This is a genomic window from Arthrobacter sp. FW306-1B-G06A (assembly GCF_058781765.1).
This window is the reverse complement of record NZ_JBYSXB010000070.1, coordinates 1-10,500: the sequence shown is the minus strand read 5'-3', so window position 1 is coordinate 10,500 and position 10,500 is coordinate 1. Positions and strand designations below refer to the sequence as shown.

Below are 10,500 nucleotides of genomic sequence, written 5' to 3'. Positions count from 1 at the left end.
GTTCTGGGCGGGAGGGCGCCGGGGGCGGGCGGATTCGGATCCGCCACGGCAACAAGTCGCACCACGCCGTTTGCCTGGAGCCTTTCGAGGTTCTGCAGGTGGTGCGCGCCGAAGCCGTGGACCCCAATAAGGGCCACCCTGCTGGGCTCATGGCCGGACTGTTTGTGTTCTGCCGGGTTGCGTTCTGCCGGGACGGGCGTGGACAGGGTGCCCATGGCTCTCCTCATCTGTCCCCGGGAGGCGGGGCTGCTGACGTCGGTGTCGTTTCAGGACGCTTGGTAAGCGCTTTCCAAGAAGAGTGTACCTTGAGTCCAGGGGAGATGTAACGGCTTTGGTTTGCTGCGTTTAGGCGGTTGCGTTTAGACGATCCGGCCGGCCGGCAGTTTCTCCCCGGCCTCGACCGCCACGTCGATCGAATTTCCCGCTACAGGCATGGGGCATGTGCCATATGGGGTGAAGGCGCTCGGGTAGTTGATGGCGCGGTTGAAGTCGAGGACCACGGAACCGTCGGGCCGGGGGCGCGAGACGGCCAGCTTGCGCCATTCGTCCGTGGTGTTGCCGTTCGTCTCGTCGTGGAAGGTCACCGTGAGGGCTCCGAGCTTCTCGGCCTCGGCGTGCAGGCGGATCTCGTGGGGAAGTCCAGGTGCCCGGAAAACCACCTCGCCTACCGATCGGTGCACCCCATCCACCAAAGGATTGGCTGTCCCGATCGGCACATCCACGGGCTCGGGGTACGCCTCGAAGCGGCCTTCAAGCACCCAGTCCGGGTTGTATTCAAAGGTGGGAACAGCGTCGAACTCCGTCAGTACGGGCGAGGAGTCGTCCCTGGTCCGGATAGCGTACTTGTCCGCGCGCATGGCAAGTTCCACCACCACTTCCGTGCCATCCGAGCCGCCGAACTGCACCCACATGAGCGATTCCTCGTCCTGGAGGGTGGCTGAAATCGTGCCGTCCACGGGAGCTCCCGTCTCCACGAGTGTGAGTCCGTCGGTCGCGCTCGCGGTGAGTGTCGCCGTCGTGCCGTCCGTCGACCAAAGCCCCGGGACGAGCTCGACGGCGGCGGGTGCGGATTCGAGCCACTGGAAAGAGGTGAGGGTCAGCCAGCCGTGGTCCGCAGCGAGGGCGGCGTTGCGGCCGGTGCGGAAACGTTGCCAGCGTTCCAGCTGGGCGTTGCTTGCGGGGGCTGTTGCGCTCATGGTTCCTCCAGCGGCTTGGGGCGGTGTTCGTTGGCTTAACCATGCACCCGTCGCCACCATTCCCGGAACCCAACTGACTAGCAGTTGTTGTCGTTTTGACGGCTCATAACGACAACAACTGCTAGTCAGTTGGGCCGGAGCGGGCGGGCGGAGCGCGCAGGCGGAGCCCGCGACAACATTTGAGACGGATTGCCACCGGCCTCAGGGCTGCGGGTAGGATTCCTTTGGAAATATTAGTAATCCGGCTCACAGTATCCAGCGCAGTGTACGGGCCACACCCAACGCCAGAAGGTATTTTTCATGGTTGACACTGCACATCTCAGCACCGACCTTGCCGCGGAACTGCGGGCCGATGTCCGCCGCGTCTCCACGCTTCTCGGAGAGTCATTGGTCCGCCAGCATGGCCCCGAGCTGCTCCAGCTCGTCGAGCAGGTGCGCCTGCTCACCAAGGAATCCAAGGAAGCCGCCCGCGGCGGCGCCGATGCCACAGGCCCGTGGAGCGCGCACGACGTCGTCGCCCAGGTCCGTGAGTTGCTCGCCTCATTGCCGCTTGAGGAAGCCACCGAGCTGGTCCGCGCCTTCGCCTTCTATTTCCACCTCGCCAACGCCGCCGAACAAGTGCACCGCGTCCGTGGACTGCGCACCCGTCAGGAAAAGGACGGCTGGTTGGCCAAAGCCGTGGCCGAGATCGCCGACGAGGCCGGAACCAAAGCCCTGCAGGACGTCGTCAATGAGCTGGACGTGCGCCCTATTTTCACCGCGCACCCCACCGAAGCCTCCCGCCGTTCGGTGCTGGACAAAATCCGTAAACTCTCGGACGTCCTGGCCGAATCCACCGTTGAGGGCACGGCCGCCCGTCGTCGGCAGGACCGCCAGCTCGCCGAGATCATCGACCAGATGTGGCAGACCGATGAACTGCGCCAGGTCCGCCCCACTCCCGTGGACGAGGCCCGCAACGCCATCTACTACCTGAGCAGCATCCTGACCGATGCCATGCCGGAAATGCTCACGGACCTTTCAGAGCTGCTGGGGGAGCACGGCGTCGTGCTGCCAGCGCACAACGCCCCCATCCGTTTCGGTTCCTGGATCGGCGGAGACCGCGACGGCAACCCGAACGTCACCGCTTCGGTCACGCGAGAGATCCTGCAGCTGCAGAACCAGCACGCCGTGCGGATCAGCATCTCGATGATCGACGAACTGATCTCCATCCTCTCCAACTCCACAGCCTTGGTGGACGCGGAAAAGGACCTCCTGGACTCGATCGCCGTCGACCTCAAGAACCTGCCCGGCCTGGACAAGCGCATCCTGGAGCTGAACGCGCAGGAGCCCTACCGCCTCAAGCTGACCTGCATCAAGGCCAAGCTCATCAACACGGGCCGCCGCGTGTCCGCATCCAGCCACCACGAACCCGGCCGCGACTACGCTTCCACCTCGGAACTCCTGGCAGAGCTCGAGCTGTTGGAAGCCTCGCTGCGTAAGCACTCGGCTGTGCTCGTGGCCGACGGCGCCCTGGCCCGGGTCCGCCGGGCGATCGCTTCCTTCGGGCTGCACTTGGCGACCCTCGACATCCGTGAGCATGCCGACTACCACCACGACGCCGTCGGGCAGTTGGTGGACCGGATCGGCGTCGGAACTCCCTACGGCGAGTTGAGCCGCGCCGAACGCTTCGAGCGGCTGAGCGCGGAGCTGGCTTCGCGCCGCCCGCTGTCCGGCCACCCCATCAAGCTCGACGGCGACGGCGACCGCACCTACGACGTCTTCCGCAGCATCCGCCACGCCCTCCAGACGTACGGGCCCGACGTCGTCGAAACCTACATCATCTCCATGACGCGCGGCGCGGACGATGTCCTGGCTGCCGCTGTGCTGGCCCGCGAAGCCGGACTGATTGACCTGTTCGGCGCGGCTCCGTATGCCAAGATCGGCTTCGCCCCGCTCCTGGAGACCGTGGAAGAGCTGCGTGCTTCGGCCGAAATCGTTGACTTGCTGCTCTCTGACCCGTCGTATCGTGAGCTGGTACGGCTGCGTGGCGATGTCCAGGAGATCATGCTCGGCTACTCGGACTCCAACAAGGAATCCGGTGTCATGACCAGCCAGTGGGAGATCCACAAGACCCAACGCAAGCTGCGCGACGTCGCCGCCAAGCATGGCGTCAACGTCCGTTTGTTCCATGGCCGCGGCGGTTCCGTAGGCCGTGGTGGCGGACCGACCTACGATGCCATCATGGCCCAGCCCAACGGAGTGCTTGAAGGCGCCATCAAGTTCACCGAGCAGGGCGAAGTCATCTCGGACAAGTACTCCTTGCCGGAGCTCGCCCGCGAAAACCTTGAGCTCTCCCTGGCGGCCGTGATGCAGGGTTCCGCGCTGCACCGCACCCCGCGCACCTCCGACGACGAGCGCGAGCGCTACGGACACGTCATGGAGATTATTTCCGACGCCGCGTTTGCCCAGTACCGTTCCCTGATCGACGATCCGGACCTGCCGGCGTACTTCCTTGCCTCGACGCCGGTGGAGCAACTCGGATCCCTGAACATCGGCTCGCGGCCCTCCAAGCGGCCGGATTCCGGTGCGGGACTGGGCGGGTTGCGGGCCATTCCGTGGGTCTTCGGTTGGACGCAGTCCCGGCAGATCGTTCCGGGCTGGTTCGGCGTGGGCTCAGGCCTGAAGGCAGCCCGCGAGGCAGGCAACACCGCTGAGCTTGCCGAAATGATGAAGCGCTGGCACTTCTTCCAGTCCGTGATTTCCAACGTGGAGATGACCCTGGCCAAGACGGACATGGACATCGCCGGGCACTACGTGTCTTCGCTGGTTCCGGAAGAGCTGCACCACCTGTTCAAGGCAATCCGTACTGAGTACGATCTCACGGTTGCCGAGGTGGAACTCCTGAGCGGCGAAACCGAGCTCTTGGAAGCCCAGCCGACGCTCAAGCGTTCCCTCGAAATCCGCGACCAATACCTCGACCCCATCAGTTACCTGCAGGTGGAGTTGTTGCGCCGCGTCCGCGAGGCTTCCATTTCCGGCGCCGAGATTGACGAACGCCTCCAGCGGGCCATGCTCATCACCGTCAACGGCGTGGCCGCCGGCCTCCGGAACACGGGATAGCGGCTCCTTCCGTTCCTTCCCTTCCGACGCTCGCTCACTTATGTGGGTCTTTCGGCGCACGCTCGCTCACATCATGTGAGCGAGCGTGCGGCCGGGAGGGCTTGTTTGTGAGCGAGGGTTGCGTCCGTCCGACCCTCGCTCACTTATGTGGGTCTTTCGGCGGACCCTCGCTCACATCGAGCGTTTAGGGTTGAGGGATGCCGTCGTTCCAGACCAAGTTGAAGATCACCGGGCTCAAACCAGGAAACCCGCCGGAGTCGGTAATGGCCGCTGCGCTTGAGGCCCTGGAAACGCGTCATCATGTCGAATCCAATCAGCTCGACATTGTTGGTGGCGTCGCCCAAATCAGCCTCCGCTTCCTCGTGGAGCCGCGCGACTATCCGGGCGAGAACAGCGAGGCCCGCGCGTCGGCAGCCATGATGCGCGACGCCGTCGAACGCGTAGCGCTCACAGGGAACCTTTATGTGCTGCGTCGCAAACGGGGGAAATGGTCGCCGGTTTGAGCCCGACGCCGGGACGCCTAAAGGTGCGGCGGCTCGCCCGGCTCGTCCACCGGCGAGCGGTCACCCCGGCGATGCGTGACGATCACGCCCACCACGACGCCAATCAGCAGACCCACGCCGACGCCGATCAGTGAGCTCGCCCAGAACGGAAGCTTCGTCGTCGAGCCCGTAAAGTAACCCAGCCCGGTCTGCCATGTGGCCCACAGCAGCCCGCCCAAGCCGGCGCAGAGACTGAAGCCGCGGGAGGAAACCTCTGCGATCCCGGAAGCAGCCGACGCAGCCAGCCGCCCGCCGGGGATGAACCGGGCTCCGATGATCGCGCCGTAAGTGGAGGATCGCCCGGCCCTGGCGATCGCCCGGTGGATGCCCTGATGGACTTTGCGGCCCCACGCCCAACGGTCCAGGATGTGTCCCAAGCGACGCTTGAAGAGTTGGAAAACAATCATGTCGCCCAGCCAGGAGGCGACGGCGGCCATCAAACCCACCAACCACAGGTTGACCCGGCCCTCCGCTGCCAGCGCGCCACCGGTGATCACCAACATTTCGGACGGGATGGGCGGGAAGATCGCGTCGCCCACCACCATGGGGATGATCCAGGCATAGATCGCGGCTCCCCAGCCATCGGCGGTGGTGATGTCCATGGGCACAAATTACCGCACTTTGGTGCATCCACCGGAGTGTCGTGCAAGACTGGCGCCATGCGGCTCGAAATCCTGCAAGGTGACATCACCACGCGCGACGTCGACGCGATCGTCAACGCCGCCAACTCGTCATTGATGGGTGGCGGGGGAGTGGACGGCGCGATCCATCGCGCCGCGGGCAGGGAGCTCCTGGCCGCGTGCATGGAGGTGCGCGAACGGTACCCGCACGGGCTGCCCGTGGGCCAAGCCGTGGCTACCCCCGGGTTCAAATTGCCTGCCCGATGGGTGATCCACACAGTTGGCCCCAACCGCCACGCGGGCCAGAACGATCCGGAACTGCTGGCGTCGTGTTTCCGCGAGAGCCTGAAAGTGGCAGCGTCCCTCGGAGCGAGTTCCGTTGCGTTCCCCGCAATCAGCGCGGGGGTCTACGGCTGGGACGCGCGCGAGGTCGCCGCGGTAGCGCTCGACGCCGTCAGCCGGCTCGACGTCGAAAGCTCCAGCGGGCTGGAACTCGTCGAATTTGTGCTGTTCAGTGCGGAGACGACCGACGTGTTCCGGAGCGTGTTCGGGGCTTCGGACGGGTGAGGGCACGCTTTCGCAGCGGCGTCAGACGGACTGCGCCTCAAGCACGGACTTCAACTGCCCTAGCTGTCCGACTTCCGACTCCATGGTCTTGGTGATCATCGAGCCCATGAGCTTCATGAAGCCCTTGGGCTGGAGATCCAAGGCAAACCGAACGGTGGTGCCGCCGTCGGCCTCGTTCAGGGTGAAGGATCCTGTTGGGCGGGCGGGGCCCGCGATGACCTGGAAATCGAGCCGCTTGCCCGGCTCGGCCGCGGTGATCTCGTAATCGCCGGCGATCGTGCGACCACCGGGGCCAGCCATCGTTTGCGAGTACACGGCACCCTTGTTGCCTGCTTCTCCGCTTGCGAGGGCGACATTCTTCACGCCCGGACGCCACAGCTTATTGTTCAGCCCGTCCGCGAGGAAGGCGTAGACGTCGTTTGCGGGGCGGTTGATCGAGACTTCGTTTTCAGCGTGGGCCATGTGGTTCCTTTTCGCGAGACCGAACACCGCCCGCGGTTGTCGGGCCGGCAAAACCGAGCATATACGCCCGGTCCGCTTGGCAACTCGGGAACGCGCCACTTTTCGCCGTCCCCGGATCCTGAACACCCGTCCCCGACGCTCGCTCGGGTATGTGGGTGTTTGGCGGGACGCTCGCTCACATATGTGGGTGTTTGGCCCGACGCTCGCGCGGGTATGTGGGTGTTTGGCCCGACGCTCGCTCACATATGTGGGTGTTTGGCCCGACGCTCGCGCGGGTACGACCCCAAGCTGAACATGTTCCTCATTTTGGGTGAGCGAGCGTCCCGGGAAGGGCCGTCATATGTGAGCGATGGTTTGGGGGGAGGGTCAGGCGGGGTGGGCTTCGCCTAGCTCGAGACGGCTCCGGTATTCCACGGGTTGCTTGCTGATGGGGTCAACGAAGCGGATGCCGCGAGCGAGCAATTGCAGCGGCTTGGAGTAGTCGTCCGGGGCCTTGTCCAGGAGTTCGGGATAGAACGCGTCGTTCACGATTCCCAGCCCGAGCGAAGCCATGTGCACGCGAAGCTGGTGGGTCTTGCCGGTGTGGGGCTCAAGCCGGTAGAGCGCCCGGCGGGCGGCGCCGCCGTCGTGAGTGCCGCCGTCGAACGTTCTCAGCAGCTCAATGCGGGTTTCCGCGTTGGGTTCGCCGTCGATCACCTCGGCGAGAAGGTAGCTGCGGGATTTTGTCATGCGATTGCGCACGACGGCGGGGAATTCGACGGCGGGAAAGCCCGCGGCGGGTGCCACGGCGGAGATGCACTCGTACTCCTTTTGCACCTGCCGTTTTTCGAAGAGCACTTGGTACTTGCCGCGGGTCTCCGGATTGGTGGAGAGCAGCAACACCCCGGCAGTCATGCGGTCGAGCCGGTGCATCGGGATGAGGTCCGGCAGGTCCAGTTGGTTCCGGAGACGGACGAGTGCGGATTCCTGGATGTAGGTCCCGCCCGGAGTGGTGGGCAGGAAGTGGGGCTTGTCGACGACCAGAAGGTGCTCGTCCTGGTGCAGGATGTTGATCTCCACCGGCATACGAGTCTCCGGCGGGAGCGTGCGGTAGTACCAAATGAAGGTGTGTTCTTCGAGCGGGGTGCGGCGATCAAGGGGCGCGCCGCCCTCGCCGACGATTTCGCCGGCGTCGAACCTGTCCTCGATGCCCTGGGGGTCGATATGACCCCAGCGGTGCATCATGTAGTCCATCGCGGTGTCCCAGGGCCCCTCGTCCGGGAGGCGCAGGCGGGTGGCGTTGACGCCGTCGCGCACTGGAAGGGGGGATTGCATCACCGGTCCATTCTACCGGGGTTATGGCCAGGTCTCCGACGAGAAAAAAGTTCTTGACAATAAAAGTTGTCGGTAGGCAGAATGGAAGCATGTTGGACATCGAAGTGATCGAGGATCCCGCCGCGGCGGAAGCGTCGCTGGACCCGATCCGCACCCGCATTCTGCAGGAACTGGTCGAGCCGGGTTCCGCCACGCAGTTGGCGGTCAAGGTGGGCCTGCCCCGGCAGAAAGTCAACTACCATCTCAAGGCCCTCGAGCGGCATGGACTCGTCGAACTCGTGGAGGAGCGGAAGAAGGGCAACGTCACCGAACGCGTTTTGCGCGCGACGGCGGCGTCGTACCTGATCTCGCCGGTCGCACTTGCATCCGTGGCGCCGGATCCTCGGCGCTTCTCGGACCGCTTTTCCGCCTTCTGGCTCCTGGCCCTCGCGGCCCGGACGGTCCAGGAGATGGGCAAGCTGATAGCCGGCGCGGCCGCGGCCAAGAAGAAGCTTGCGAGCTTCGCGATCGACGGCGAAATCACCTTCCGGTCGGCGTCGGACCGTGCCGCATTTGCCGAGGAGCTCGCTGTCGCGGTGACCCGGCTCGTGGACAAGTACCACGACGGCGGTACCGGCGCTTCGACCGAAACAGTGAGCGGCGCACGCAAGCACCGGCTCGTCGTCGTACTTCATCCCGCACTCAAGACAACGCAGCACTCTCCAGAAAAGGAACAGGACAATGACTGACAACCGTGAATTCGAAATCGTGGCCGACACCGAACTGCCCGGCACTCCTGAACGGGTCTGGCAGGCTGTCACCCAGGACACCTCGGCCTGGATGTTTCCCACCGATCAGTGGCCGGCCGTGAAAACCGTGGACGAGTATCCCAGCCACCTTGTGACCCGGATGGACGGGCCGGACGGCTGGTTCAACCAGTTGGAGCACGTGCTCGAACCGCTCGACGGCGGCCGGGCCAAGCTGCACTACGTCCACAGCGGCATCTTCGCGGACAACTGGGAGGAACAGTACGACGGCGCCAGCAAGCACACCGAGTTCTACCTGCACACCCTGGGCCAGTACCTTCAGTACTTCGACGGCAAGCCCGTGGTCTTCACGGACGTCCAGGGCCCGGCGGCCTCGCAGACCCCCGACGGTTTCGTGCAACTGAAGAAGGCCCTCGGCGTGGACGGTGTTGCAGGGGGTTCCGCGGTTGAGGTGGACGTCGACGGCGTGGGGCGGCTGAGCGGAGAGCTCGACTTCTCCAACCAGCACTTCCTGGGCCTACGGACGGCGGACACGCTCTACCGGTTCTTTGGCCGGAACTCCTTCGGAGCACCCGTGGGCATGACGGTGCACGATTTCAGCGGCAGCGGCGATTCTGAACTGACCGCGAAGGCCTGGGGCGACTTCCTGGAGAAGGTGTACGCCTAACCCGCCCGCCAAGGGAAGCGAAGCTGGCTCAGGCTGCCCAGCCGCGTCCCACGGCGTCCAGCGCGGCGGCGTAGATCCCTTCCCAATCGGTTCCGGGCTCGTCCATGTTCGCAAGTTCCAGGCTCACCAGTCCGTGGACCTGTCCCCAGATGGACATGGCGATCGTCGCGGTTTCGGCGTCACGAACGGTCCCCGCTTGCTGCGCGGCGGTCACCGCTTCCATCAGGGGAAGCATCGCTTCCGAGGCGACTGCCGGCGTCGGGCTGCAGTCCACATAGCTGGCAAGTGCGCCGCCAAACATGAGCCGGTACAAGGCCGGATGTTCAAGTGCCCAGGAACGGTAGGCGAGGCCCAAGCCTCGGAGCCCACCGTTTTCGGCGAGCCGTTGCGAGTCGCCGAACGAGCGGAATCCGTCGTCGACGGCGGCCGTCAGCAACTGCGCCTTGCCGCCGAAGAGTGAGTAGACCGCCGTGGTTGAGGTCTGGGCGGCTGCGGCAACGTCGCGGAGCGTGACTCGCGCAGGGCCGTGCCGGTCAACGAGTTCGGCCGTTACCTGAAGAAGCCGCTGCCGGACGAGCTGGTCATGAACGATGGGTCTTGCCATGCCTCCAAGTGTTTCATAACATTGTTTAGTAACGACGTTATGAAACTCGAGCGGAACTTGAGCTACCGTTCCCAGACCGAAGGATTCGCATGGCACAGGAAATCTTCCCGGGGCGCTTCACGGCCGACACCGGGCGCGAATCGGTGACCGTATTCCTTATCGGAATGCGGGCCAACCGTTGGTGGAAGATCGGCAAAGTGGCGCGAGTGGCATCGTCAATGCCCACCATGCTCCGCCATCTCGCAACGCATCCCGAGTCCGGACTGCTCGGGTGCGAACAGTGGTTCGGGCGCACCACCATGCTGCTCAGCTATTGGGAGAGCCCCGAGCATCTCAGGCGCTTCGCGGCGGACAGGGACTCGCCGCACTTGGCGCCCTGGCGACGCTTCATGAAGGAAGTCGCGGGAAGCGGCGACATCGGCGTGTGGCACGAAACCTACCAGGTGCCGGCGTCGGGAATCGAGGTGGTCTACAACGGCATGCCGCAGTTTGGCCTGGCCAAAGCCACCTCCCATGTCCCTGTCGGTCCGGGCACCAACACCGCCAGGCAGCGCATGGGTGCCGGGCGACCCAACTGACTCGCAGTTAATGTCGTTCTGAGGGCTCAAAACGACAAGAAATGCGAGTCAGTCGGGCTAGCCGACGTAGCGGTTCCGACCGGCGCGGAACCCGAAGAAGGCCGC

11 protein-coding genes and 1 pseudogene are annotated in these 10,500 nt (G+C 64.7%); 6 read left to right on the top strand and 6 right to left on the bottom strand.

Annotation, left to right across the window (positions count from 1 at the left end):
- A pseudogene (locus AC3WJM_RS22570) lies at positions 1–215 on the bottom strand (DUF6807 family protein); the annotation flags it as partial.
- Positions 216–359: 144 nt separating this feature from the next.
- On the bottom strand, positions 360–1,196 hold the full coding sequence (locus AC3WJM_RS22565; protein WP_492273009.1) for a DUF1684 domain-containing protein: 837 nt from the start codon (positions 1,194–1,196) through the stop codon (positions 360–362).
- A gap of 300 nt (positions 1,197–1,496) precedes the next feature.
- On the opposite strand from AC3WJM_RS22565, the gene ppc reads away from it, so the two are divergent.
- Together ppc and AC3WJM_RS22555 are read left to right on the top strand one after the other, a co-directional pair.
- Complete coding sequence (gene ppc / locus AC3WJM_RS22560) at positions 1,497–4,295, top strand: phosphoenolpyruvate carboxylase (RefSeq protein WP_306963311.1); 2,799 nt, start codon at positions 1,497–1,499, stop codon at positions 4,293–4,295.
- 197 nt (positions 4,296–4,492) lie between these two features.
- Positions 4,493–4,798 (top strand): hypothetical protein, encoded by a 306-nt coding sequence (locus tag AC3WJM_RS22555; RefSeq protein WP_059388561.1) that lies wholly within the window; start codon positions 4,493–4,495, stop codon positions 4,796–4,798.
- A gap of 17 nt (positions 4,799–4,815) precedes the next feature.
- On the opposite strand, the gene AC3WJM_RS22550 is transcribed toward AC3WJM_RS22555, so the two are convergent.
- Positions 4,816–5,439 (bottom strand): DedA family protein, encoded by a 624-nt coding sequence (locus AC3WJM_RS22550; protein ID WP_059388562.1) that lies wholly within the window; start codon positions 5,437–5,439, stop codon positions 4,816–4,818.
- A 57-nt stretch (positions 5,440–5,496) separates the two neighbouring features.
- On the opposite strand from AC3WJM_RS22550, the gene AC3WJM_RS22545 reads away from it, so the two are divergent.
- Positions 5,497–6,024: an O-acetyl-ADP-ribose deacetylase gene (locus AC3WJM_RS22545; RefSeq protein ID WP_332602436.1), complete on the top strand. Its 528-nt coding sequence runs from the start codon at positions 5,497–5,499 to the stop codon at positions 6,022–6,024.
- Between the two features lie 21 nt (positions 6,025–6,045).
- Here the strand turns inward: AC3WJM_RS22545 and AC3WJM_RS22540 are convergent, their stop codons facing one another.
- Both AC3WJM_RS22540 and AC3WJM_RS22535 read right to left on the bottom strand, forming a co-directional pair.
- Entirely contained in the window at positions 6,046–6,486 is a 441-nt protein-coding gene (locus tag AC3WJM_RS22540; RefSeq protein WP_059388564.1) for an SRPBCC family protein, read from the bottom strand.
- 366 nt (positions 6,487–6,852) lie between these two features.
- Entirely contained in the window at positions 6,853–7,800 is a 948-nt protein-coding gene (locus AC3WJM_RS22535; RefSeq protein WP_492273010.1) for an RluA family pseudouridine synthase, read from the bottom strand.
- A gap of 89 nt (positions 7,801–7,889) precedes the next feature.
- On the opposite strand from AC3WJM_RS22535, the gene AC3WJM_RS22530 reads away from it, so the two are divergent.
- Complete coding sequence (locus AC3WJM_RS22530; protein WP_306963319.1) at positions 7,890–8,528, top strand: ArsR/SmtB family transcription factor; 639 nt, start codon at positions 7,890–7,892, stop codon at positions 8,526–8,528.
- Positions 8,521–9,213, top strand: coding sequence for an SRPBCC family protein (locus tag AC3WJM_RS22525; RefSeq protein WP_492260886.1), 693 nt, complete (start codon positions 8,521–8,523; stop codon positions 9,211–9,213). The genes AC3WJM_RS22530 and AC3WJM_RS22525 overlap by 8 nt, the downstream gene beginning before the upstream one ends.
- 28 nt (positions 9,214–9,241) lie before the next feature.
- Here the strand turns inward: AC3WJM_RS22525 and AC3WJM_RS22520 are convergent, their stop codons facing one another.
- The gene (locus tag AC3WJM_RS22520) at positions 9,242–9,817 is read right to left on the bottom strand and encodes a TetR-like C-terminal domain-containing protein (RefSeq protein WP_059388567.1); all 576 of its coding nucleotides are present in this window, start codon (positions 9,815–9,817) and stop codon (positions 9,242–9,244) included.
- 89 nt (positions 9,818–9,906) lie between these two features.
- On the opposite strand from AC3WJM_RS22520, the gene AC3WJM_RS22515 reads away from it, so the two are divergent.
- The gene (locus AC3WJM_RS22515) at positions 9,907–10,395 is read left to right on the top strand and encodes a DUF4188 domain-containing protein (protein ID WP_284988702.1); all 489 of its coding nucleotides are present in this window, start codon (positions 9,907–9,909) and stop codon (positions 10,393–10,395) included.
- Positions 10,396–10,500 lie beyond the last annotated feature (105 nt).

Bases quoted from the DNA above. Each gene is read 5' to 3' on its own strand.
- AC3WJM_RS22515 (WP_284988702.1), top strand. From the start codon at position 9,907: ATGGCACAGGAAATCTTCCCGGGGCGCTTCACGGCCGACACCGGGCGC.
- AC3WJM_RS22565 (WP_492273009.1), bottom strand. From the start codon at position 1,196: ATGAGCGCAACAGCCCCCGCAAGCAACGCCCAGCTGGAACGCTGGCAA.
- AC3WJM_RS22520 (WP_059388567.1), bottom strand. From the start codon at position 9,817: ATGGCAAGACCCATCGTTCATGACCAGCTCGTCCGGCAGCGGCTTCTT.
- AC3WJM_RS22550 (WP_059388562.1), bottom strand. From the start codon at position 5,439: ATGGACATCACCACCGCCGATGGCTGGGGAGCCGCGATCTATGCCTGG.
- AC3WJM_RS22545 (WP_332602436.1), top strand. From the start codon at position 5,497: ATGCGGCTCGAAATCCTGCAAGGTGACATCACCACGCGCGACGTCGAC.
- AC3WJM_RS22540 (WP_059388564.1), bottom strand. From the start codon at position 6,486: ATGGCCCACGCTGAAAACGAAGTCTCGATCAACCGCCCCGCAAACGAC.
- AC3WJM_RS22535 (WP_492273010.1), bottom strand. From the start codon at position 7,800: ATGCAATCCCCCCTTCCAGTGCGCGACGGCGTCAACGCCACCCGCCTG.
- AC3WJM_RS22555 (WP_059388561.1), top strand. From the start codon at position 4,493: ATGCCGTCGTTCCAGACCAAGTTGAAGATCACCGGGCTCAAACCAGGA.
- AC3WJM_RS22530 (WP_306963319.1), top strand. From the start codon at position 7,890: ATGTTGGACATCGAAGTGATCGAGGATCCCGCCGCGGCGGAAGCGTCG.
- AC3WJM_RS22525 (WP_492260886.1), top strand. From the start codon at position 8,521: ATGACTGACAACCGTGAATTCGAAATCGTGGCCGACACCGAACTGCCC.
- ppc (WP_306963311.1), top strand. From the start codon at position 1,497: ATGGTTGACACTGCACATCTCAGCACCGACCTTGCCGCGGAACTGCGG.